This is a genomic window from Burkholderia sp. BCC0398 (genome assembly GCF_902833245.1).
Taxonomy (GTDB): domain Bacteria; phylum Pseudomonadota; class Gammaproteobacteria; order Burkholderiales; family Burkholderiaceae; genus Burkholderia; species Burkholderia sola.
In genome coordinates, this window is the sequence record NZ_CADFEM010000002.1 from 281,541 (window position 1) to 304,612 (window position 23,072).

Sequence of the window (23,072 nt, forward strand, 5' to 3'; positions counted from 1 at the left end):
TCGCGGGTCAGCGCAGGCCGAGCACGTCCTGCATGTCGAACAGGCCGGCGTCGCGCGCCGACAGGAAGCGGACCGCACGCAACGCGCCCTGCGCGTACGACACGCGGCTCGACGACTTGTGCGTGATCTCGATGCGCTCGCCGATCCCGGCGAACAGCACGGTGTGGTCGCCGACGATGTCGCCGCCGCGCACCGCGGCAAAGCCGATCGACGACGGATCGCGTTCGCCGGTCACGCCGTGGCGGCCGTACACCGCACAGTCGTCGAGCGAGCGGCCGAGCGCGCCGGCAACGGCCTCGCCCATCATCAGCGCGGTGCCCGACGGCGCATCGACCTTGTGGCGGTGATGCGCTTCGATGATCTCGATGTCGTAGCCGTGCGAGAAATGCTGCGCCGCGAATTCGAGCAGCTTCAGCGTGACGTTCACGCCGACGCTCATGTTCGCCGCGAACACGATGCCGATCTTGCCCGCCGCGGCCTGCAACTCGGCCTTCTGCTCGGCGGTGAAGCCGGTCGTGCCGATCACGAGCTTCACGTCGTGGCGCAACGCGGCCTCGATGTGGGCCATCGTGCCTTCCGGACGCGTGAAATCGATCAGATAGTCGGCCTGTGCGAACACGGCGTCGAGGTCGTCGGTCAGCTTGACGCCGGTGTCCTTGCCGAGGAACGCACCGGCGTCCTGGCCGAGGAACGGCGAACCGGCGCGGTCGAGCGCGCCGACGAGCTGCGCGTCGGCATCGTTGAGAACGGCTTCGATCAGCATCCGGCCCATTCGGCCCGATGCGCCGGCAATCGCAATCTTCATGGCTTTCTACACGACAGTCTAAAGGCGGGCGGCGCATGCCGCCCCGTTTCCGCAGGCCGGCCGCTTACTGCGCCGGGGCGGTGAGCGGCTGGTTCTGCAGGTTGTCCGAGCCTTGCGGGCCGACCGGCGGCGCCGCTTCGTTCGTCGCGTTCGGCTGCGGCGGACGATGGAACTGGAACTGCGGCTGGATCGCCGGCGCGGCGCCCGGCGGCTGGCCGCCCGGCACCGGCGCGCCGCCCGAGGCCTGCGCGGCCGGCGTGAACCGGCGCGACCCCGAACCCTGCCCCGACACCTGGTTGGTCGCACGGTTCGCCGCGCGCGCCGCCTGGGCGTTCGCATCCTGGTCAACCACCGCGCCGGGCGCCGGCTCGGTAGCCGGGCTCGCGGCAGCGGCAGCCTGCGCGGCGCTCGCGGCCGCAGCGGCTTCGGACGCCTTCTTCGCCGCGGCAGCGGCCTTCGCCTTCTTGCCGCCGCGGTCGCCGTCGATGTCGGCCAGCAGGTCGAGCTCGGACGGCAGGTTGTCGGCGCCGGTCCAGCTGGCGACGCGATCGCCCGCGAAGGTCACCACGAGGTCGCGCTGCTGGACGATCGACGTCGAGCCGCGCTTGAAGTAGAAGAGGTAATCCCAGCGATCCGCGTGGAACATGTCCGCGAGCAGCGGCGTGCCGAGCAGCGCGCGGACTTGCTCGCGCGTCATGCCGACCTGCAACTGGGCGGCCTTCTCCTGCGACACGAAGTTGCCCTGCACGACGGTGATCCGATACGGCGTGATGCTCTGCGCGATGCGCTGCGTCACGCTGTCGTACGACGAACAACCCGCCAGCGCGACGACGGCGGCGGCAGCGATGATGGCACTCCGCATGCGACTCCTCTGAAAGTGCGAAAGCGATTCTGGGATCATTTCCTTCACCGTGCTGGCCCGCGTGCAGGCCGCGCGTATATCTGGAACGGCGAAAAGCCGGTAACATTGAAGCCCTGCATTGTACTCTAGGGATGCCTAGCCATGACCAATCCGACGGATCTCAAGAATATCGGGCTAAAGGCCACCCTACCGCGCCTCAAGATTCTCGAGATCTTCCAGCAGAGCCCCGTGCGCCACCTGACGGCCGAAGACGTCTACCGCAACCTGCTCAACGAGCAGCTCGACATCGGGCTCGCCACCGTCTATCGCGTGCTCACGCAGTTCGAGCAGGCCGGCCTGCTGTCGCGCAGCAACTTCGAGTCCGGCAAGGCGGTGTTCGAGCTGAACGAAGGTTCGCACCACGACCACCTCGTGTGCCTCGATTGCGGCCGCGTCGAGGAATTCTTCGACGCCGAGATCGAGAGCCGCCAGCAGGCAATCGCGAAGGAGCGCGGCTTCCGGCTCCAGGAGCACTCGCTCGCGATGTACGGTTCGTGCACGACCGAGAACTGCCCGCACCGCAAGCACTGAATCGCGCCACCCGCACACGGCACGGCCCGGCCGGCATCTCGCCGCCCGGGCCGTGTGCTTTTTCGGCGCGCGTGCCGCGCGCCCGGCATGCTTACGAAAGCCCTTCGGCGCGCGCGCAGGCCGGCTCGAAATCGAGCGCCCACGCGCGTTCCAGCGGGATCTCGTCGCAGTTCGGCTGCGGGCCGCCACGATCGACGATCACGAAATCGCTGACCGCATCGAGCGCGAGCAGCGGATGGTGCCAGACGCCCTTCGCATAATTGACGCCCTGCCAGCCCTCGGCCAGGAACGCGCGCATCGCGTCGGGCCGGAATTCGCCGGCCGGCGCGACGACGATCGCGTAGCGCGACACCGCCGCGAGCGGGATGAATGCCTGGCTGCCGTGCGGGTGGCGCTCCATCAGCGTGACCGCGACCGGCAGCGCGCGCGGCTGCGCACGAAACACGCTGACGAGCGGCCGGCCGCCGTCCGCGCACACGTCGATCGTCGCGAGATCGTGAAAGCGCTCGGTCGTGCCGCCGTTGATCGGGAAATGCCGCGCGCCTTCGAGCGCGATCACGTCGCCGAACGGCGCGAACGCTTCGCGGGTCAGGCGCTCGACGCGCAGGATCGGAGTTCCGCTCATGCCGCTGCCCTCCTTCAAGCCGGCTCGCCCCACAGACGCAGGCGCGACACGCCGCCGTCCGGGAAGATGTTGAACCGCACGTGCGTGACGGGGCCGAGCGCCGCGAGCTGATCGAACGTGTGCACGTGGTCCATCTGCAGCTTCTGCTCGCCGAGCAGTTCGGCCCAGAACATCGCCTGCGTGACGAGCGAATCGTCGGTGCCGCCCGTCACGTGCGCGGCCTGCAGCGAGCAGCGGTCGGGGAAATTGCCCTTGAAGAACGCCGTGTCGACCTCGACGCGCCGGATGATGCCCGGCCGCGCGAGCGCGACGATCGCCCAGTCGTTGCCCGGCTCGCGGCGGCGCCGCGTTTCCCAGCCGTCGCCCATGTTCGCGCCGCGCCCCGGCATCAGCATCTGCGAGGCCGGGCCGAAGTGCTGGTTGTTCGCGGCCACCAGATAGCCGCCGTTCTCGATCGCCGCGAGATCGACGAGCTCGCCCGCCGGCACGTGGCGCCAGTCGCGCTGCGGCTGGCCGTACACGCGCAGCCGCGCGAGCCCGCCGTCCGGATACAGGTTCACACGCAGGTGCGTGACCGGCCGCGCATCGTCGACGCTCACGTAGTGATGCGAATTGCCCTGCAGCGTCGTCGCGGGGACGATCGTGCGCCACTCGGCGTCGTCCGGCGGCGTGTCGCCGTCCACCGCGCACGCGTCGATCGACGCGGCCGGCGGGAAGTTGCCGGTGAAGTGGCTCGTATCGAGATCGACGCCATAAATCACGCCCGGCCGCGCGAGACGCACCACGCAGAAGTCGTGGCCGGTCGTACGCTTGCGGCGCGTTTCCCAGCCGTCCATCCACTTGCCGTGGTCGTCGTACTTGCCGGGAATGAACACGGCCGGCTCGGGATTGAGCATCCGCTCCTTCGGCGCGAAGAATTCGTCGCTGGCGAAGAGCGCCTGCGCGCCCAAGCGCGGGTCGGCGAGGTTCATGTAGCGCCGCGTGAAAGCCGGCGCGTTCGGATCGAGGATGGGGGCTGCCATGTCGTCTCCATTATTTTGAGAGGCGCCGGCGCGTCAGCGCGCCGGTCGCATGAAGGTCGGTCGCGCGGTGCGGCCGGGGAAGCCGCGCCGCGCGAGAGCGGTGTTCAGAGCGCGTGGGCCTGATCGCCGGCGACCGGTGCGGCGGCGCCCGGCGCGTCGGCCACGTAGCGCAGCTCGCGGTTCAGCACGCGCGTCGCCCGAGCGCGGTCGATGTCGTTCTCCCACACCGCGACGACCACCGTCGCGACGCAGTTGCCGATCAGGTTGGTCAGCGCGCGGGCGATGCCGACGAACCAGTCGACCGGCAGGATCAGCACGAGGCCGAGCACCGGAATCGCGGGAATCGCCGACAGCGTCGCCGCGAGAATCACGATCGCCGAGCCGGGGATGCCGTGCGCGCCCTTCGACGTGACGAGCGACACGAGCAGCACGACGATCAGGTCGTGCGTGGACAGCGGCGTGTTGGTGGCCTGCGCGATGAACAGCACCGCGAGCGTCAGGTAGATCGAGAAGCCGTCGAGGTTGAACGAATAGCCGGTCGGGATCACGAGGCCGACCGTCGAATCCTTGATGCCCATGTATTCGAGCTTGCTCATCACCTGCGGCAGCACCGCATCCGACGACGCCGTGCCGAGCACGATCGACAGTTCCTCGCGCAGGTAGCGGATCAGCTTGAACACCGAGAAGCCCGCGAGCCGCATCACCACGCCGAGCACGACCGTGACGAACACGAAGCAGCTCAGGTAGAACACCGCGACGAGGTAGCCGAGCTGCTTGAGCGACGCGACGCCGTACTTGCCGGTCGTGAACGCGATCGCGCCGAGCACGCCGAGCGGCGCGAGCTTGATGATGAAGCCGATGATCCTGAAGAACACGTGCGACAGTTCCTCGATCAGCGAATTGACGCGCTGCGCCTTGTCGCCGAGCAGCGACAGCGCGGAGCCGAACAGCACCGCGAACACGAGGATCTGCAGGATGTCGCCCTTCGCGAACGCGTCGATCGCGGTGTCGGGGATGATCTTCATCAGATAGCCGGCCGTGTCCTTCAGGCTTTCGGCGTTCTTCGCGTACGTCGACAGCGACGCCGCGTCGAGCGAGCGCAGGTCGATGTTCATCCCGACGCCCGGGCGCGTGACCCAGGCGAGGACGAGCCCGATGCCGAGCGCGAGCGTCGTCATCACCTCGAAGTAGACGACGGCCTTCAGGCCGACCCGGCCGACCTTCTTCAGGTCGCCCGCATTGGCCATCCCGCTGACCACGACGCAGAACACGATCGGGCCGATGACCATCTTGATCAGCTTCAGGAAGCCGTCGCCGAGCGGACGCAGCGACTCGGCGAAATGCGGGAAGAACGCGCCGAGCGCGACCCCTAGTATCAATGCGACGACTACCCGGCCAAACAGCGAATTGAGGAATTTCGACACGGCGCTCTCCCGATCCAACGGTTGCAGTTTCGTCTGTTCATACTGGTAAGACCAGTGATGTTATGGTGGATAGTAGGAAGCCGATATAGTCGCGTCAAGGACGAACAAAATAGGGATTTCCCGCCCCTCCAGCGGGGCCGGAACGCACCGGAATCGGCTTGATCGTGGCTTACCCGTAGGCCGCTCATGCGCCGAGCGCGTGCGGATTACAATGCTGGTCAGACCGGCCATCACTCATATCATGAAGAACGTTCCGCACACCGTGACCGACGCCGCCATCGCGACGATCCGCGACCGGATCGAGGCAGGCGTGTATCCGGTCGGCAGCCTGCTGCCGGCCCAGCGCCAGCTCTCCGAGGAGCTGGAGATCAGCCGCGCGTCGCTGCGCGAGGCGCTGTCGACGCTCGAGGCGCTCGGGATGCTGCGCATCCGCGCGGGCAAGGGCGTGTACGTCGAAAGCGCGCAGGCGTCGGCCGCGCATCCGTGGCAATTCGCCGAGCAGTCGTCGCCGCCCGATACGTACCAGATGCGCTATGCGCTCGAAGGCTTCGCCGCACGGATGGCCGCGCACGTCGTCAGCGACGATGACATCGCGTGGTTCGAGGACAACCTCGCCGACCTGCACGTCGCGCTGACCGAAAGCGCGCTCGACGAGGCATCGCGGCTCGACTTCGACTTCCACATGCGGATCATCCATCTGGCCGGGAATGCGGCGATCGAGTCGATCCTGCGCAGCAGCGCGGACATCATGAAGGAAAGCCAGCGCATGCCGTTCTACCGGCGCGAGTTGCTGCTGTCGACGTGGCACGAGCACCGCGCGATCGTCGACGCGCTGATCGCGCGCGATGCGGCCGCCGCCGGCACCGCGATCGAAACGCACATCGCGAACGCCGCGCAGCGCGCAGGCGTGTTCTTCCCGACGCCCGGCGCGTAATCCTCCCGCGCCGCGTTGGCACGCGGCCGGTCACGCAGTCATGCGGCGGGCCGGCGATCCGTTTCCGCCGCACGACGAAAAAGGCACGCGCCGCGCATCGCGGGCGTGCCTTTTTTGCAAAGGGCGCCGCTGCCGTCGCGACGCTAACGCCGCACCGTCACGCGGCCTCGTTCGCGAAATCGATCAGCACCTTCATCGCACGTTGGCGATCGCCTGCCAGTTCGAACGCGAGGTTCGCGTCGCGCATCGGGAACACGCGCGTGACGGCCGGCCGCAGGTCGACGCGCCCCGCGTTGATCAGTTGCACCGCGAGCGCGAATTCCGTGTGAAAGCGGAACGAGCCGCAGATCGACAGCTCCTTCGCGACCACCACATTCTGCGGCAGGCTCACGTCGCCGCCGAGCCCGAGCTGCACGACGACACCGCGCGGACGCATCACGTCGAGCCCATCACGCAGCGCGCGCGCATTGCCCGAACACTCGATCATCACGTCGAACGTGCCCTTGTCGGCGCTGTAGCGCTCGACCCAGCCGGTATCGGCCGCCGCATTGATCGTGCGGTCCGCGCCGAGCGCGCTCGCCACCGCCAGCGGCGCTTCGACGACATCCGTCGCGACGATCTCCGCCGCGCCGTGCACGCGCGCCGCCGCGACCGCCAGCACGCCGATCGGCCCGCAACCCGACACGAGCACGCGCTTGCCGATCAGCGGGCCCGCGCGCGACACCGCGTGCAGCCCGACCGCGAACGGCTCGGCCAGCGCCGCGAGCGACAGCGGCACGTGATCGGCGACCTTCACGCATTGCACCGCGTCGCACACGAGCGCATTGCGGAACGCGCCCTGCACGTGCGGCATCCGCATCGCACTGCCGTAGAAGCGCATGTCGAGACACTGGTTCGGCAGCCCTTCGAGACAGTAGCGGCATGCGCCGCACGGCCGGCTCGGATTGACCGCGACGCGATCGCCGACCTTCACCGACGTCACGTCCGGCGCCACTTCCGCGACCGTGCCGGCGACCTCGTGGCCGAGCACCATCGGCTGCCGCAGCCGGATCGCGCCGAAGCCGCCATGCCGAAAGTAATGGAGGTCGGAGCCGCAGATGCCGCCCATCGCGACGTCGACGCGCACCTGGCCCGGGCCGATCTCGCCCGCGTCCTGCTCCTCGACCCGCAGGTCGTTCGGCCCGTGGATCACCACACACATGCAACGCATACGCACGACATTCTCCTTGTCAGACCGCACTCGTCAGCCCGCCGTCGACGAACAGCGTCTGCCCGTTCACGAAATCGGATGCGGCCGACGCGAGGAAGATCGCCGCGCCGCACAGCTCGTCGACCTGCCCCCAGCGGCCGGCCGGCGTGCGCTTGCACAGCCAGTCCGAAAACGCCGCGTCGTCGACCAGCGCGCGATTCAGTTCGGTTTCGAAATAGCCGGGTGCAAGGCCGTTCGCCTGGATCCCGTGGCGCGCCCAGTCCGCGCACATCCCTTTGGTCAGCATCCGCACCGCGCCCTTGGTCGCCGCATACGGCGCGATCGTCGGCCGCGCGAGCTCGCTCTGCACCGAGCAGATGTTGATGATCTTGCCGCGGCCGCGCGCGATCATGTGCCGCGCGACCGCCTGCGCGACGTTGAACACGCCGTCGAGATTCACGCGCATCAGCGCATGCCAGTCGGCCGGGTCGAAGGCGTCGAGCGGCGCGCGACGCTGGATGCCCGCGTTGTTCACGAGAATGTCGATCGCGCCGACGCGCGCCTCGAAATCGTCGACCGCCGCGCGTACCTGCGCGTGCTCAGCCACGTCGAACACCGCATGGTCGGCCGCGAAGCCTTCATCGCGAAACTGGCGCGCGAGCGTCGCGGCCTTCTCTTCATTGCGATCGTTGATGACGATTGCCGCTCCGGCTTCCGCGAGCCCACGGGCGAGCGTCAGCCCGATCCCGCGGCCGGAGCCGGTAATCAGCGCGCGGCGGCCGTCGAGGCGGAACCGGTCAAGCGCGTGAGTCATGGATGTCTCCTCGTGCCAGTCGAGCCGGCTGCCCGTCGCGGCCGGTCTCGCGTTGACGGTATCTTCGACCGCCGGCCGGGTCCGCGCCAATGGTCTTTTTTGATCCGGTTATCATGAAAATTGATTACCACTCTCTCGTGCCCGCCGCCCCATGGAACTCAAGCAATTGCGCGCGTTCGTCACGCTCGCGGAAGACCTGCATTTCGGGCGCGCCGCGCAGCGCCTGTGCATCGTGCAGCCCGCGCTGAGCATGCAGATCAAGGCGCTCGAGGCGGAACTCGGCGCGCGCCTGTTCGAGCGCGACCGGCACAAGGTCGAGCTGAGCGACACCGGGCGCGTGTTCCTGCCCGAAGCGCGGGCAACGCTACAGCAGGCCGCGCGCGCGGAACAGATGGCGCGGCTGTCGAGCCGCGGCGAAATCGGCACGCTGCGGATCGCGTTCGTGTCGTCGGTGTTGCCGGCGCTGCTGCCGGCCGTGCTGCGCACGATGCGCGAACGCTATCCGTCGATCGCGCTCGAACTGAAGGACATGCCGACGCCCGACCAGATCGCCGCGCTACGCGACCGGCGGATCGACTTCGGGATGATCCGGCTGCCGGCCGCGTATGCGGGCATCGACACGCGCGTGGTGCTCGAGGAAGGGTTCGTCGTCGCGCTGCCGCTCGACCATCCGCTGGCCGCGCGCGATGCGATCGCGCCGGCCGACCTGCGCGGCCACCCCGCGTTCGTGCTCGCACGCCGCTATGCGCCTGGCTTTCACGACGACATGCTGCTCGCGCTGAGCCGTGCAGGCACGACGCTCGAGATTGCGCAGGACTTCGGCGAATTCACGACGATGCTCGCGCTCGTCGCGGCGGGAATGGGGATCGGGCTGATCCCGGCGCAGGCGGCGAGCGCGCTGCCGCCGAACGTGCTCGCGCGGCCACTCGATCTGGCCGGTCACCGCAGCGGCATCGGCCTCGCGTGGGCCGATCTCGACAGCCCGCTCAAACGGGCTTTCGTCGATGCGATCGAGCACGTGACGGCGAACGCCGGGCAATAAAAAACCCGGCCGGAAAACTCCGGGCCGGGTTCGTTCGCCACGCCGGCCGCCTTCCAGCGGCCGAGCGACGTACGCGATTACTTCGCGTTCGCGAATGCGATTGCCGTATCGAGCATGCGGTTCGAGAAACCCCACTCGTTGTCGTACCAGCTCGACACCTTCACGAGGCGGCCCGACACCTTGGTCAGCGTCGCGTCGAACGTCGACGAAGCCGGGTTGTGGTTGAAGTCGATCGACACCAGCGGTGCGTCGTTGTAGCCGAGGATGCCCTTCAGCGCGCCTTCCGATGCTTCCTTCATGATCGCGTTGACTTCCTCGACCGTCGTGTCGCGCTTCGCGATGAACGACAGGTCGACGATCGACACGTTGATCGTCGGGACGCGGATTGCGTAACCGTCGAGCTTGCCGTTCAGTTCCGGCAGCACGAGGCCGACGGCCGATGCCGCCCCCGTCTTCGTCGGGATCTGGCTGTGCGTCGCCGAACGCGCGCGGCGCAGGTCTTCGTGATAGACGTCCGTCAGCACCTGGTCGTTCGTGTACGCGTGGATCGTCGTCATCAGGCCGGTTTCGAGGCCGATCTTGTCGTTCAGCGGCTTGACGAGCGGCGCGAGGCAGTTCGTCGTGCACGATGCGTTCGAGATGACCGTGTGCTCGGCCTTCAGCACGTCGTGGTTCACGCCGTAGACGATCGTCGCGTCGACGTCCTTGCCGCCCGGCGCCGAGATGATCACCTTCTTCGCACCGCCCTTCAGGTGCGCGCTCGCCTTTTCCTTCGTCGTGAAGAAGCCCGTGCATTCCATCACGACGTCGACGCCCAGCTCGCCCCACGGCAGTTCGGCCGGGTTGCGGTTCGCCAGCACGCGGATCTTGTCGCCGTTCACGACGAGGTAGTCGCCGTCGACCGACACTTCGCCCGGAAACTTGCCGTGCGCGGTGTCGTACTGGGTCAGGTGCGCGTTGGTCTTCGCATCGCCCAGGTCGTTGATCGCGACGATCTCGAGATCGTGCTTCTTGCCGTTTTCATAGAACGCGCGCAGCGTGTTGCGGCCGATACGGCCGTAGCCGTTGATTGCGACGCGAATCGTCATGGTTATCTCCTGATGGCTGAAAAAATTCGTTTCGTGCAGCTTCACGGTGCGACGCGCGCAACGGGTGGCGCGCGCCGCGTAGGCTTTTAGGCCAGCACGGCCTTGGCCGTCTCGACGACGTGCTCGACGGTGAAGCCGAAGTACTTGAACAGCACGCCGGCCGGCGCCGATTCGCCGAACGTGTCGATCCCGACGACGCCGCCTTCGAGGCCGACGTACTTGTGCCAGAAGCTCGTCACGCCCGCTTCGATCGCGACGCGGCGCACGCCGTGCGGCAGCACGCGTTCGCGGTATTCGGCGTCCTGGCGATCGAACACGTTGGTCGACGGCATCGACACGACGCGCGCCGCGATGCCCTGCTGCGCGAGCGGTTCGACGGCCTTCATCGCGAGTTCGACTTCCGAGCCCGTCGCGATCAGGATGATCTTGCGCGCGACGATCTCTTCATCCCAGTCCTTCAGCACGTAGCCGCCCTTCTCGATGTTGGCGATCTGCGCATCGGTACGCGGGTTGAACGCGAGGTTCTGGCGGCTGAAGATCAGGCTCGACGGACGGTCGGCGGCGACCGCGTGGGTCCATGCGACGGCCGTCTCGACCGTATCGGCCGGACGCCAGACGTCGTGGTTCGGGATCAGGCGCAGGCTCGACACGTGCTCGATCGACTGGTGCGTCGGGCCGTCCTCGCCGAGGCCGATCGAATCGTGCGTGAACACGAAGATCGACGGCACCTTCATCAGCGCGGCCACGCGCAGCGCGTTGCGGCTGTAGTCGGAGAACGTCAGGAACGTGCCGCCGAACGGCTTGTGGCCGCCGTGCAGCGCGAGGCCGTTGATCGCGGCGCTCATGCCGAATTCGCGCACGCCGTAGTTGATGTGGTTGCCGAGCAGCACGCCCGCGCCTTCCGGATTCGCGCGCACCGCCTTTGACGCCTTCCAGTTGGTCAGGTTCGAGCCGGTCAGGTCGGCCGAGCCGCCGAGCAGCTCGGGCAGCGCGGCAGCGAGGCCTTCGATCGCCTGCTGCGACGCCTTGCGGGTCGCGACCGTCTCGGCGCGCTCGTTCGCGCCGGCGATGATCGCGGCTGCCTTCTCGGCCCAGTCGGCCGGCAGCTTGTTCGCCATCCGGCGCTCGAATTCGGCGGCTTCTGCCGGGAACTTCGCGCGATAGGCCGCGAACGTCGCGTCCCATTCGGACTCGGCGCGCTTGCCGGCTTCCTTCGCGTCCCATGCCGCGTAGACTTCCTGCGGAATCACGAACGGCTCCCACTTCCAGCCAAGTGCTTCGCGCGTCTTCGCGATTTCTTCCGCGCCGAGCGCGGCGCCATGCACGTCGTGGCCGCCGGCCTTGGTCGCCGCGCCCTTGCCGATCACCGTCTTGCAGCAGATCAGCGTCGGCTTGTCCGACAGCTTCGCCTTCGCGATGGCTGCGTCGACCGCATCGACGTCGTGGCCGTTCACGTTCGGGATCACGTTCCAGCCGTACGCTTCGAAGCGCTTCGGCGTGTCGTCGTGGAACCAGTTCACGACGTCGCCGTCGATCGAGATGCCGTTGTCGTCGTACAGCGCGATCAGCTTGTTCAGCTTCAGCGTGCCCGCGAGCGAGCAGGCTTCGTGCGAGATGCCCTCCATCAGGCAGCCGTCGCCGAGGAACACGTACGTGTGGTGATCGACGATCTTTGCGCCGTCACGGTTGAACTCGTCGGCCATCAGCGCTTCGCCGAGCGCCATGCCGACCGCGTTCGCGAGACCCTGGCCGAGCGGGCCGGTGGTCGTCTCGACGCCCGGCGTGATCCCGTATTCCGGGTGGCCCGGCGTCTTCGAGTGCAGCTGGCGGAAGTTCTTCAGCTCTTCGATCGGCAGGTCGTAGCCGGTCAGGTGCAGCAGCGAGTACAGCAGCATCGAGCCATGGCCGTTCGACAGCACGAAACGGTCGCGGTCGGCCCAGTGCGGGTTCGTCGGGTTGTGCTTCAGATGGCGCGACCACAGCGCGACGCCGATTTCGGCCATGCCCATCGGCATGCCGGGGTGGCCGGAGTTCGCTTGCTGGACGGCGTCCATCGCGAGCGCACGGATCGCGTTGGCCATCAGGGTGGTGGAGGCGGGAGACGAAGTCGTCATGTCGAGTCCGGAGAACGAGTCGAGGAAACGGGGGCACGGCGGCATCCGGAAGCTCGAGCGTCAATCGTTCCCGGCGCGCGGTGCGGCGCCTGACGGACGCGAAGCGGACGGAGCCAACGGACGGGGCTGCAAAGCTCGTCATTTTAACAGATGGGCCGACATTTCCCTTGTCGGCGCGTAGTGTTCCGGCACGGTTTTCCGTCGAACCGCCCGCCTCCTATAATTCAGGCGTCGGAACTGCCTGCCCCAGCGGCCCGCCCGTGAGCACCACCCTTCTCTTTCACCCGACGCCCGACGCCACCTACGGCTTCCCGAATGCGCGGCGGCTCGCGCACGTCGCGTCCGCGCACCAGCAGATCGAAGTCTGGGAAACGCCGCAGCTCGGCCGGCTGTTCACGCTGGACGGCCGGCCGATGACGTCGGTCGGCGACGAGTTCGTCTATCACGAGTGCATGACGCACCCGGCCGCGCTCGCGCATCCGTGCCCGAGGAAGGCGCTCGTGCTCGGCGGCGGCGACGGCGGCGCCGCGCGCCAGTTGCTCAAGCACGCGTGCATCGAGCGGATCGTGATCGCCGAACTCGACGACGAGGTGGTCGGGATGGCGCGCCGCTATCTCGACGACGTGCACCAGGGCGCGCTCGACGACCCGCGCGTCGAGGTCGTGATCGGCGACGCCGCGCATTTCGTCGAGTCGACGGTCGAACATTTCGATCTCGTCGTGTTCGACCTCACGCCGCCCGATTCGCCGGCGGCCGGCCTCTACACGCGCGACTTCTACGCACGGCTCAAGCGGATCCTGACGCCGCGCGGCGTGATCTCGATGCATCTCGGCTCGCCGGTGTTCCATGCCGCGCGCATCGCCGCGCTGCTCGACGACCTGCGCGCGCGCTTCGCGGTCGTCGATCTGCTGTCCGCGCACGTGCCGCTGTACGGCTCGCAGTGGCTGATGGCGATCGCGAGCGACACGCTCGATGCGGCGGCGCTGTTCGCGCACGACGTCGACGAACGGCTCGCGGCCCGCCGCGTCGGCGGCTTGCGCTATTACGATGCGCGGCTGCATGCGTCCCTCTTTACCCTGCCGCGCGCACTGCGCGATACACTGGGCGTTCGCCGCTGAACATCAGGACGGCTGCACCGTTCCGCTGCTCCAGCATGAGACCGGCGCAGGCGCCGACGCGCCGACACCGAGCAACAGGAGATTTTCATGACCGATCCACGTCCGGCCAACGTGCCTTGGTTGACGCCCTACCTGGCCGTACGCAACGCGCGCGCGGCCATCGAGTTCTTCAAGGCCGCATTCGGCTTCACCGTACGCGACGTGCACGACGAGGACGGCGCGATCATGCACGTCGAGATGGCCTATCGCGGCCAGCTGATCGTGATGTTCGCGCCCGAAGGCGCGTTCGGTTCGCCCGCGCTCACGCCGAAGCACGCGAACGCCACCGCGCCGCAATCGTTCTATCTGTATGTCGACGACGTCGACGCCACCTGGCAGCGCGCGCTCGATGCGGGCGCGAAATCGCTGAGCGCGCCGCAGGACCAGTTCTGGGGCGACCGGTTCGCGCAGATCGAGGATCTCGACGGCTACCGCTGGGCGCTCGGGTGCCGTCTCGACGCATGACCGAAACCGCCACACGCATGAACGAAGCCACCACCACCGCGGCCGTGCCGCGCTTTTTCGTCGATGTCGCGCTGCGCGCCGACGCCACGCTCGCATTGCCGGCCGACGTCGCGCGCCACGTGCAGGTGCTGCGCCTGCAGCCGGGCGACGTGCTGGCGTTGTTCGACGGCACGGGCGGCCAGTACCGCGCACGGCTCGTCGAGGTCGACAAGCGCAGCGCGCTCGTGCAGGTCGATACGTTCGAGCCCGTCGAGGCCGAGCCGCCCTATCGCGTGACGCTCGCGCAGGGGATCGCGGGCGGCGACAAGATGGACTGGGTGATCGAGAAGGCCGTCGAGCTCGGCGTCGCGGCGGTCGTGCCGCTGTCGACCGCGCGCGGCGTCGTGAAGCTGTCCGGCGAACGGGCGGACAAGCGCGTCGCGCACTGGCGCGGCGTCGTACGCGCGTCGTGCGAGCAATGCGGACGCAACCGCGTGCCCGACGTCGCACCGGTGGCCGGCTTCCACGCATGGCTCGATGCGCGGCAGGCCGCGCCGGCCGACGGCGAGCTGCGGCTGCTGCTGTCCCCGCGCGCGAGCATCCCGTTCGCGTCGCTGCCCGACGCGCCGCCCGCGGCGGCCGTCACGCTGCTGATCGGGCCCGAAGGCGGGCTGTCGCCCGACGAGGAAAATGCAGCCCGCGCACGGGGGTTCACCGCGCTGTCGCTCGGGCCGCGCGTGCTGCGTACCGAGACGGCCGGCGCGGCCGTGCTCGCGGCGTTGGCGGCGCGCTGGGGCGGGTGGTAAAGCGCGTCAGCGCGCCGCGCCATGCAGCCGAGCGCGAATCGCACACGCAAAAAAGCCCGCTCGAAGCGGGCTTGTTACCGAATCGGCCGCGCGGGCCGACCGTGCGCTTACGCGAACGAGTAGAACACGCGGAACGCGACCTTGCGCTCGGCCCAGAATTCGGCCGCCTCGCGGAACACGTCGAGCAGCGTTTCGCGCCCTTCCTTGTCGAATTTCTGCGCGATCGGCAGCCCTTCGAGGACGATCACGAAACCGGGCTGCGCGCCGGCCTTCGCGACGAGGTCGGTGAGGCAGTCGTACAGCGCGTCGTAGTTCTTCCCGAAATGCTTCGGAAACAGGAACGAGGTCGCGATCGTTTCCATCACTTCCTGCTTCGACTGCGCGGCGCCGCAATACGCATACAGGAAATGCTGGCCGAGCCGACCGGCTTCGTCGGCGAGATCCTGCACGCGGAACGCGCGGATCGACTGCACGAGATTGGGTCGCACGGTCGTGAAAAGGCTCATAGGCTCCTCGTTCGATGAAAGCCCGGGCTCGGCTTCCTGTTGCTCCGGCGTGCCGCCGGCCTGCGCCGCCGCGTGCAACTGAATCACACGCTGAAACAGATTGCCGTCGCCGGCCGCGAACAGTTCCGCCGCCGCCGTATCGTGCGCGTAGATGGAGTCGCTCATGCCATTCGTCCCGAAGTCATTCAACAATACGTTTAAAACTGGTGTAGTGGTCGCCCGTGTAATAACAGTTGTCGATCCGGCGCAACGGCCCGCCACAGACGATCCGGCGCGCGCCGCGATTGCGCGCACGCGGCGTCGGCACCGTGTACTCATGGTAGTAGCCGCGCTTCGCCTTCGGCAGGATCCGCTCGCGGTTGCCGAACACGACGCCGTCCTTCTCGTACGGATAGGGGCCGCCGGCGCCGATCAGGCCCAGCGTGGTCACGGCCTCGCGCGGAAGACGGGCGGTCGGGATCGTATCGAGCCCGCTCGCGGCCACGTCGGCCGGAACGGCCTCCCGTGCGTAAGCGGCGGAAACCAGACTGCCCGTCGGCGTGCCGACGATACCCATCGCGAACATCGCGAAGACGGACGCGAGCGCGCCGTTGCGGAGCCACTTGCGTGCCATGAACCAGGGTTCCCGCTGTTAAATCAAGTAGTTGACGACCAACAAAGGCGTTAGCGTAGCGTTATTGGCCGCGCGAATCAATGTCCGTTTGGGAATCGAAAGCCTCTCGGCACTCGAGATTCCGTATTTCTTACCGAAATTACACTACACTTATCTTACATGAGATAAAATGCGGGCGGCATCGCTCGTATGGCAAGACCCTGCCTCCTTGCCACACTCGCTACCCGGAGTGGAGAGATGCTGCTGTTGCTTTATGGGAAGCGCGGTTGCGCCCTACCCGCGGCGTGCCCCTTGCGGGCACGCCTCTTTTTGCCTTTGTTTACAATTTCGCCCGACCCGGGACGCCGGTTCGACCGGCGCCCGCGGGTTCGTTCCGGCTCAGCGTGCGGCGTTGACGTCGGCGACCAGCAGCGCCGCCATGTTGACGATGCGACGAACGGTCGCCGATTCGGTCAGCACGTGCACGGGCTCCGCGGCGCCCAGCAGAATCGGCCCGATCGCGATGTTGTTGCCCGCGGCCGTCTTCAGCAGGTTGTACGCGATATTCGCGGCGTCGATGTTCGGCAGGATCAGCAGGTTCGCGTCGCCTTCCAGCGTCGATTCCGGCAGGATTTCCTTGCGCAGCGCCGCGTCGAGCGCGACGTCGCCGTGCATTTCGCCGTCCACCTTCAGCTCCGGCGCGGTTTCCTGCAGGATCGCGAGCGTATCGCGCATCTTCTTCGCCGAAGGGGCGTTGCTCGTGCCGAAATTCGAATGCGACAGCAGCGCGACCTTCGGCTCGATGCCGAAGCGGCGCACTTCTTCCGCGGCCATGATCGTGATTTCGGCCAGTTCCTCAGGGGTCGGATCGACGTTCACGTGCGTATCCACGAGGAAAATCTGGCGGCCGGGCAGCACGAGGCCGTTCATCGCCGCGTACACGCTGCAGCCCGGGCGCTTGCCGATCACCTGGTCGATGAAGTGCAGATGGCGGTGCGTGGTGCTGATCGTGCCGCAGATCATCCCGTCCGCTTCGCCCTTCTTCACCAGCATCGAGCCGATCAGCGTCGTGCGGCGGCGCATCTCGACGCGCGCGAGCTGCTCGCTGATGCCCTTGCGCGCCATCAGCTTGTGATACGTCTGCCAGAAGTCGCGGTAGCGCTCGTCGTGCTCGGTGTTGACGACCGTGAAGTCGACGCCCGGATTCAGGCGCAGGCCGTAGCGCTGGATACGGTGCTCGATCACCGACGGACGGCCGATCAGGATCGGCTTCGCGAGTTTTTCGTCGACGATGATCTGAACGGCGCGCAACACGCGCTCTTCTTCGCCTTCCGCGAACACGACGCGCTTCTTCTCTTCCGGCGCGGCGCGCGCGATCTGGAAGATCGGCTTCATCGTCGTGCCGCTGTGATACACGAACTGCTGCAGATGCTGCTTGTACGCGTCCATGTCCTCGATCGGGCGCGTCGCGACGCCGCCGTCCATCGCGGCCTGCGCGACGGCCGGCGCGATCTTCACGATCAGGCGCGGATCGAACGGCTTCGGAATCAGGTATTCGGGCCCGAACGACAGATCCTGGATACCGTACGCGGTCGCGACGATGTCGCTCTGCTCGTGCTGCGCGAGTTCGGCGATCGCATTGACGGCCGCGATCTCCATTTCACGCGTGATCGTCGTCGCGCCGACGTCGAGCGCGCCGCGGAAGATGAACGGGAAGCACAGGACGTTGTTGACCTGGTTCGGGTAGTCGGTGCGGCCGGTCGCGAGAATCGCGTCGGGGCGCACTTCGAGCGCCGCTTCCGGCAGGATTTCCGGCGTCGGGTTCGCGAGCGCGAGGATCAGCGGGCGCTCGGCCATGCCCTTCACCATCTCCTGCTTCAGCACGCCCGCGGCCGACAGGCCGAGGAAGATGTCCGCGCCGTCGATCACTTCGGCCAGCGTGCGGGCGTCGGTTTCGCGCGCGAAACGCTCCTTGTCCGGATCCATCAGCTCGGTGCGGCCCTTGTAGACCACGCCGGCCAGGTCCGTCACCGTGATGTTCTCGAGCGGCAGCCCGATGTCGACCAGCAGGTCCAGACACGCGAGCGCGGCCGCGCCCGCGCCGGATGCGACGAGCTTGACCTTCTTGATGTCCTTGTTGACGACCTTCAGCCCGTTCGTGACGGCCGCGGCCACGACGATGGCGGTGCCGTGCTGGTCGTCGTGGAACACCGGGATCTTCATCCGCTTGCGCGCTTCGCGCTCGACGATGAAGCAGTCCGGCGCCTTGATGTCTTCGAGGTTGATCCCGCCGAAGGTCGGCTCCAGCGCGGCGATCACGTCGACGAGCTTGTGCGGGTCCGACTCGTTCAGCTCGATGTCGAACACGTCGATGCCCGCGAATTTCTTGAACAGCACGGCCTTGCCTTCCATCACCGGCTTCGACGCGAGCGGGCCGATGTTGCCGAGACCGAGCACCGCCGTGCCGTTCGTCACGACGCCGACCAGGTTGCTGCGCGCGGTGAAGCGCGCGGCGTTCAGCGGATTCTCGACGATCTCCTCGCACGCGTACGCCACGCCCGGCGAATACGCGAGCGCGAGGTCGCGCTGGTTGATCATCTGCTTGGTCGGGGCGATCGCGATTTTGCCGGGGGTCGGAAATTCGTGATAGTCGAGCGCGGCTTCGCGGAGCTTGGCTTTGGAGGAGGCTTGGGTGGACATGTGTCTCGTGACGGGCGGATTAGAATAACTGTTCGACGGCATTGTAGCGCCAATCATCGGCCGCCAGACCGGCGATTCGGGTGCGACAGCCGCGACAAAAATGAACTGGACAGTACAGGCGCGCCGCCGCCCGCCTCGTACAATGCCGTTCCTTCAACCGTTTCGGATCGCCCGCCGTGCCAGCCGCCCTCTCCGAGTTCTCGCTGATCGAACGCTTCTTCACGCGCCGCGCCGCGCAGGGCGCCCGCGCGTCGACGCTCGGCATCGGCGACGATTGCGCGCTGATCGCGCCCCGATCCGGGAAATTGCTGGCCATTTCGACGGACATGCTGGTGGAAGGCCGCCACTTCTTCCCCGATGTCGCGCCGGACGCGCTCGGCCACAAGACGCTCGCGGTCAACCTGTCGGACCTCGCGGCGATGGGCGCCGCGCCGCGGGCGTTCACGCTCGCGTGCGCGCTGCCGCGCGCCGACGCGGCGTGGCTCGAGGCGTTCAGCGACGGCCTGTTCGCGCTGGCCGAGCGCTACGGTTGCGAGCTGATCGGCGGCGACACGACGAGCGGGCCGCTGAACCTGTGCGTGACCGTGTTCGGCGAAGTCGCGCCCGACGCGGCGCTGCGGCGCGATGCCGCGCGCGACGGCGACGACGTATGGGTGTCCGGCACGCTCGGCGACGCGCGCGCGGGCCTCGGCGTCGCCCGCGGCGAATGGACGGCCGGCGCGGAAGAAGCCGCCGCATTCCGGCGCGCGCTCGAGCGTCCGGAGCCGCGCGTCGCGCTGGGGCTTGCGCTCGCGGGCGTCGCGCATGCGGCGCTCGACCTGTCGGACGGCCTCGCCGGCGACCTCCAGCACATCCTGACGCGCTCGAACGTGCGCGCCGAGATCGACGCCGACGCGGTGCCGCGCTCGGCCGCGCTCGCGACGCTGCCGGCCGACGTGCAGCGCCGCTGCACGCTGGCCGGCGGCGACGACTACGAACTGTGCTTCACGGCGCCGGTCGCGGCCCGCGCAGCGGTCGAAGCGGCGGGCGCCACGGCCGGCGTGCCGGTCACGCGAATCGGTACAATACGCGCGTTGTCCGCGCCATCGGCGCAACCCGCCATCGCGTGGCGCGACGCCGCCGGCGCGCCCCTCGCTCTCACGTTGCACGGTTTCGACCACTTCCATGCAGACTGATCCGACGCCCGCGCACGCCGCGGCCGAGCCCGGCGCCGCGCCGCCCGCGCCGACCCGCACGACGGCCCGCTTCATGCTGTCGCACCCGGCGCATATCGTGTCGCTCGGCTTCGGCAGCGGGCTCGCGCCGATCATGCCCGGCACGTTCGGCTCGCTGTTCGGCTGGCTCACGTTCGTCGTGCTCAACCGCTACCTGACGGTGCCCGAATGGTGGGCGCTGATCGCCGTCGGCTTCGTGGCCGGCACCTGGGTCACCGGTTTCACCGCGAAGAAGGCCGGCGTGTCCGATCCGGGCGCCGTCGTCTGGGACGAGATCGTCGCGATCTGGCTCGTGATGCTGTTCGTCACGCCCGCGACCTTCGTCGGCCAGCTGTGGGCGTTCGTCGCGTTCCGCTTCTTCGACATGCTCAAGCCGCCGCCGATCCGCTACTTCGACCGCCGCCTGAAAGGCGGGCTCGGCATCATGGTCGACGACCTCGTCGCCGCGTTCATGACGCTGCTGGTGATCGCGCTGTGGCGCTCCGTCGCCGGCTGACCGATTTCCCGACTCCCGTTTCCCGACGCGCATGCCAACCGATTCCGTCGTCCATCAGCTTGCGATCCGCGCAGGCAACAAGCTGCGTGACGAGCACCTGACGCTCGCCACCGCCGAATCCTGCACCGGCGGCATGATCGCCGCGGCGATCACCGATATTTCCGGGAGCAGCCAGTGGTTCGAGCGCGGCTTCGTCACGTATTCGAACCAGGCCAAGATCGAGATGATCGGCGTGCCGGCCGACCTGATCGACAAGCACGGCGCGGTCAGCGAGCCCGTCGCGCGCGCGATGGCCGAAGGCGCGCTGCGCAACAGCCGCGCGCAGGTCGCGCTGTCCGTCACCGGCATCGCGGGCCCGGGCGGCGGCAGCGAGAACAAGCCGGTCGGCACCGTGTCGTTCGGCTGGAGCAACCGGCTGCATACCGACGTCGAGACGCTCGTGTTCAAGGGCGATCGCGAACAGATCCGCACGCAGGCGGCCGCGCATGCGCTGCGCGGGCTGCTGAAGCTGCTCGACGAGCGCGAACGCTGACCGGGCGGGGCGCGCGTGCCGCGCCCGCTCTACTCGCTTACTGGATCGCGTCGGGCTTCACGACGATCCAGTTCTTGTCCGCCGTCACCGGCAGCCCGAGCGCCTTCTGCTTCGCGGCCGATTCGTCCGACCACGCGCGGATCTGCGTCATCTGCTTGTCCTTCTTGTTGACCCACACGCGCACGCCGCCGCGCGCGACGTCGGTCGCGTTCAGCAGCATGTAGCCGTCGGACGTCGGCGTGTCGCCCGCGACGAGCACCGGCTTCTTCCACTGGTCGATCCAGCCGACGATCGAACCGAGCTTGCCTTCGTACCACGTCATCGGGTTCATCAGGAACGGCGTGATCACGAGATTGCGGTTCGCAGCCTCGTCGTACTTGCCGGCCTTGATCTGCAGCCGCGACGTCGTCAGCGCGCCGGTCGCCGGGTTGCGCAGCAGCGTCGTCACGCCGATCACGTTCTGCGGCTTCACGTTGTAGCCGTACTTCGGGTCGGCCAGCACGAGCCGCGCGAGCTCCTCGTGCGCGGCCGTCATCACGTAGACGTCGATCCCGTTCTCGCGCAGCGCGTTGTACAGCTCCTGCATCCCGCGGAAGAAGCGCGGCGGGTTCACCGTGCCGTCGACCACCTTGTCGCCCTGCCAGTAGCGGATCGGAATCGGCTTGCCGTCGGCGAGCATCGCGTCGATGTGGCGCTTCAGGTCGGCGAGCGACTGCCCGGCAAACGCCTGCGCGATCCACGGATAGCAGACCAGATCGTCGATCTCGCAGAGCCGGTAGTAGTAGCTCGTCAGCGATTCCCGGTAGTCGGCGGAATCCTTGAACGGGATCAGCTTCAGCGACGGATCGAGCGAATCGCGCGTCAGCACCCCATGGTTCTCGAGATACGGCAGCAGCGCTTCCTCGAGGTCATAGCGGTAGGTCGTGTTGTCGGCGTCGAACACCGCGTAGTCGCCGCGGTTCGCGTGCGCGGCGATCATCGCGTTCAGCGCCTTCGCGCTGTCGGCTGGCCAGTGCGACAGATCCGCCGCATGGGCGAACGTCATGCATAGCGACGCGGCGAACGCGCTCAGAAGACGGCGGAACAGCTTGGGCATGGCGTCGCTCCTTTTCTTGACATTTTTGTGACGGATTGGTGACAACCGGCAGCATCGCGCGCCTAAATTGCGCATAGGCGATACGGAAGCGACGGGAAGTTGTTCGCGTGCGCCAGGACGGCGAACACGCGATGAACGCGCGCGGCCCGCGGACGCGGGCGCGGCGGTCGAAGGCCGCCCGGGGCGGGCGGCCGGTATTTCAGCGATGCGCGTTGATCGTGTCGCGCGTCTTCTGCGCGGCAAGCGCCGCGGCTTCAGCGAAATCCTCGCCCTTGCTCGCGTACAGGATCGCGCGCGACGAGTTGATCATCATCCCGGTGCCGTCGGCCGTGCGGCCCGCGTTGACGGTCGCCTGCACGTCGCCGCCCTGCGCGCCGATGCCGGGGATCAACAGCGGCATGTCGCCGACGATCCCGCGCACGATCTCGATTTCCTTCGGGAACGTCGCGCCGACCACGAGGCCGAGCTGGCCGTTCCTCGCGTTCCACTTGTTCGCCGCGAGATCGGCCACGACCTGGTACAGCGGCCGCCCGTTCGTATCGAGGAACTGCAGGTCGGACCCGCCCGGGTTCGACGTGCGGCACAGCACGATCACGCCCTTGCCTTCATGCTCGAAGTACGGCTCGACCGAGTCGTAGCCCATGTACGGGTTCACCGTGACGGCGTCCGCGCGATAGCGCTCGAACGCTTCGCGCGCGTACTGCTCGGCCGTGCTGCCGATGTCGCCGCGCTTCGCGTCGAGGATCACGGGCAGGCCCGGATGCTGGAGATGGATATGCGCGATCAGCCGCTCGAGCTGGTCTTCCGCGCGATGCGCGGCGAAGTACGCGATCTGCGGCTTGAACGCGCTCGCGTACTGCGCGGTCGCGTCGACGATCTGCCGGCAGAACTCGAAGATCGCGTCGGGCTGGCCGTCGAACTGCACGGGAAAGCGCGACGGCTCGGGATCGAGGCCGACGCACAGCAGCGAATTCGTGCGCTGCCACGCGGCGCGCAGCGATTCAATGAAAGTAAGCGGGGAAGACATGGCGGATACTCGC

The 23,072-nt window shown here is 67.8% G+C and carries 23 protein-coding genes; 9 read left to right on the plus strand and 14 right to left on the minus strand.

Annotated features, from left to right (window positions below):
* Positions 1 to 7: 7 nt before the first annotated feature.
* Positions 8 to 805: a 4-hydroxy-tetrahydrodipicolinate reductase gene (gene dapB, locus HWX76_RS05120; protein WP_050013832.1), complete on the minus strand. Its 798-nt coding sequence runs from the start codon at positions 803 to 805 to the stop codon at positions 8 to 10.
* A gap of 64 nt (positions 806 to 869) precedes the next feature.
* Positions 870 to 1,667, minus strand: a complete 798-nt coding sequence (gene bamE, locus HWX76_RS05125; protein WP_050013833.1) for an outer membrane protein assembly factor BamE — start codon at positions 1,665 to 1,667, stop codon at positions 870 to 872.
* A gap of 141 nt (positions 1,668 to 1,808) precedes the next feature.
* Here bamE and fur point away from each other — a divergent pair, with 141 nt between their 5' ends.
* Positions 1,809 to 2,237, plus strand: coding sequence for a ferric iron uptake transcriptional regulator (gene fur / locus HWX76_RS05130; RefSeq protein WP_006400349.1), 429 nt, complete (start codon positions 1,809 to 1,811; stop codon positions 2,235 to 2,237).
* Positions 2,238 to 2,328: 91 nt separating this feature from the next.
* On the opposite strand, the gene HWX76_RS05135 is transcribed toward fur, so the two are convergent.
* From HWX76_RS05135 to HWX76_RS05145, 3 genes are all read right to left on the minus strand, one after another.
* Positions 2,329 to 2,862, minus strand: a complete 534-nt coding sequence (locus HWX76_RS05135) for an ureidoglycolate lyase (protein WP_050013834.1) — start codon at positions 2,860 to 2,862, stop codon at positions 2,329 to 2,331.
* A gap of 14 nt (positions 2,863 to 2,876) precedes the next feature.
* On the minus strand, positions 2,877 to 3,884 hold the full coding sequence (gene alc / locus HWX76_RS05140; RefSeq protein ID WP_050013835.1) for an allantoicase: 1,008 nt from the start codon (positions 3,882 to 3,884) through the stop codon (positions 2,877 to 2,879).
* Between the two features lie 104 nt (positions 3,885 to 3,988).
* On the minus strand, positions 3,989 to 5,308 hold the full coding sequence (locus tag HWX76_RS05145) for a C4-dicarboxylate transporter DctA (RefSeq protein ID WP_050013920.1): 1,320 nt from the start codon (positions 5,306 to 5,308) through the stop codon (positions 3,989 to 3,991).
* Between the two features lie 211 nt (positions 5,309 to 5,519).
* On the opposite strand from HWX76_RS05145, the gene HWX76_RS05150 reads away from it, so the two are divergent.
* Positions 5,520 to 6,242 carry an FCD domain-containing protein gene (locus HWX76_RS05150; protein ID WP_176015575.1) on the plus strand — a complete coding sequence of 241 codons (723 nt, stop codon included), beginning with the start codon at positions 5,520 to 5,522 and terminating at the stop codon, positions 6,240 to 6,242.
* Between the two features lie 157 nt (positions 6,243 to 6,399).
* Here HWX76_RS05150 and HWX76_RS05155 read toward each other — a convergent pair whose 3' ends face one another.
* Together HWX76_RS05155 and HWX76_RS05160 are read right to left on the minus strand one after the other, a co-directional pair.
* Complete coding sequence (locus HWX76_RS05155; protein WP_050013837.1) at positions 6,400 to 7,458, minus strand: L-idonate 5-dehydrogenase; 1,059 nt, start codon at positions 7,456 to 7,458, stop codon at positions 6,400 to 6,402.
* 13 nt (positions 7,459 to 7,471) lie between these two features.
* Positions 7,472 to 8,245: an SDR family NAD(P)-dependent oxidoreductase gene (locus HWX76_RS05160; protein ID WP_050013838.1), complete on the minus strand. Its 774-nt coding sequence runs from the start codon at positions 8,243 to 8,245 to the stop codon at positions 7,472 to 7,474.
* Positions 8,246 to 8,396: 151 nt separating this feature from the next.
* Between HWX76_RS05160 and HWX76_RS05165 the strand changes: the two genes are divergently transcribed.
* Positions 8,397 to 9,287: a LysR family transcriptional regulator gene (locus tag HWX76_RS05165; protein WP_050013839.1), complete on the plus strand. Its 891-nt coding sequence runs from the start codon at positions 8,397 to 8,399 to the stop codon at positions 9,285 to 9,287.
* Positions 9,288 to 9,364: 77 nt separating this feature from the next.
* On the opposite strand, the gene gap is transcribed toward HWX76_RS05165, so the two are convergent.
* Complete coding sequence (gap, locus tag HWX76_RS05170; RefSeq protein ID WP_006476940.1) at positions 9,365 to 10,375, minus strand: type I glyceraldehyde-3-phosphate dehydrogenase; 1,011 nt, start codon at positions 10,373 to 10,375, stop codon at positions 9,365 to 9,367.
* A gap of 86 nt (positions 10,376 to 10,461) precedes the next feature.
* The gene (gene tkt / locus HWX76_RS05175) at positions 10,462 to 12,534 is read right to left on the minus strand and encodes a transketolase (RefSeq protein ID WP_006485709.1); all 2,073 of its coding nucleotides are present in this window, start codon (positions 12,532 to 12,534) and stop codon (positions 10,462 to 10,464) included.
* A gap of 215 nt (positions 12,535 to 12,749) precedes the next feature.
* Between tkt and speE the strand changes: the two genes are divergently transcribed.
* The 3 genes from speE to HWX76_RS05190 all read left to right on the plus strand — a co-directional run bounded on the left by speE (position 12,750) and on the right by HWX76_RS05190 (position 14,896).
* Positions 12,750 to 13,607, plus strand: coding sequence for a polyamine aminopropyltransferase (speE, locus tag HWX76_RS05180; RefSeq protein WP_050013840.1), 858 nt, complete (start codon positions 12,750 to 12,752; stop codon positions 13,605 to 13,607).
* An 87-nt stretch (positions 13,608 to 13,694) separates the two neighbouring features.
* Positions 13,695 to 14,111, plus strand: coding sequence for a glyoxalase/bleomycin resistance/extradiol dioxygenase family protein (locus HWX76_RS05185; protein ID WP_089488163.1), 417 nt, complete (start codon positions 13,695 to 13,697; stop codon positions 14,109 to 14,111).
* Positions 14,112 to 14,128: 17 nt separating this feature from the next.
* Positions 14,129 to 14,896 (plus strand): 16S rRNA (uracil(1498)-N(3))-methyltransferase, encoded by a 768-nt coding sequence (locus HWX76_RS05190; RefSeq protein WP_050013842.1) that lies wholly within the window; start codon positions 14,129 to 14,131, stop codon positions 14,894 to 14,896.
* A 107-nt stretch (positions 14,897 to 15,003) separates the two neighbouring features.
* Here HWX76_RS05190 and HWX76_RS05195 read toward each other — a convergent pair whose 3' ends face one another.
* From HWX76_RS05195 to HWX76_RS05205, 3 genes are all read right to left on the minus strand, one after another.
* Positions 15,004 to 15,567: a barstar family protein gene (locus tag HWX76_RS05195; protein WP_006476945.1), complete on the minus strand. Its 564-nt coding sequence runs from the start codon at positions 15,565 to 15,567 to the stop codon at positions 15,004 to 15,006.
* Positions 15,568 to 15,583: 16 nt separating this feature from the next.
* Positions 15,584 to 16,015, minus strand: a complete 432-nt coding sequence (locus tag HWX76_RS05200) for a ribonuclease (RefSeq protein ID WP_050013843.1) — start codon at positions 16,013 to 16,015, stop codon at positions 15,584 to 15,586.
* A 378-nt stretch (positions 16,016 to 16,393) separates the two neighbouring features.
* Positions 16,394 to 18,694: an NADP-dependent malic enzyme gene (locus tag HWX76_RS05205; protein ID WP_050013844.1), complete on the minus strand. Its 2,301-nt coding sequence runs from the start codon at positions 18,692 to 18,694 to the stop codon at positions 16,394 to 16,396.
* A gap of 176 nt (positions 18,695 to 18,870) precedes the next feature.
* On the opposite strand from HWX76_RS05205, the gene thiL reads away from it, so the two are divergent.
* Genes thiL through HWX76_RS05220 form a run of 3 tightly spaced genes read left to right on the plus strand, consistent with a single transcriptional unit; the run spans position 18,871 to position 20,936 of the window.
* Positions 18,871 to 19,869, plus strand: a complete 999-nt coding sequence (gene thiL / locus HWX76_RS05210) for a thiamine-phosphate kinase (RefSeq protein WP_050013845.1) — start codon at positions 18,871 to 18,873, stop codon at positions 19,867 to 19,869.
* Positions 19,859 to 20,404: a phosphatidylglycerophosphatase A gene (locus HWX76_RS05215; protein WP_050013846.1), complete on the plus strand. Its 546-nt coding sequence runs from the start codon at positions 19,859 to 19,861 to the stop codon at positions 20,402 to 20,404. Before thiL ends, HWX76_RS05215 begins: the two co-directional genes overlap by 11 nt.
* Positions 20,405 to 20,435: 31 nt before the next feature.
* Complete coding sequence (locus HWX76_RS05220) at positions 20,436 to 20,936, plus strand: CinA family protein (protein WP_050013847.1); 501 nt, start codon at positions 20,436 to 20,438, stop codon at positions 20,934 to 20,936.
* Positions 20,937 to 20,973: 37 nt separating this feature from the next.
* Here HWX76_RS05220 and HWX76_RS05225 read toward each other — a convergent pair whose 3' ends face one another.
* Together HWX76_RS05225 and pyrF are read right to left on the minus strand one after the other, a co-directional pair.
* Positions 20,974 to 22,032, minus strand: a complete 1,059-nt coding sequence (locus HWX76_RS05225) for a hypothetical protein (protein WP_050013848.1) — start codon at positions 22,030 to 22,032, stop codon at positions 20,974 to 20,976.
* A 199-nt stretch (positions 22,033 to 22,231) separates the two neighbouring features.
* Entirely contained in the window at positions 22,232 to 23,059 is an 828-nt protein-coding gene (pyrF, locus tag HWX76_RS05230; protein WP_050013849.1) for an orotidine-5'-phosphate decarboxylase, read from the minus strand.
* Between the last annotated feature and the right edge of the window lie 13 nt (positions 23,060 to 23,072).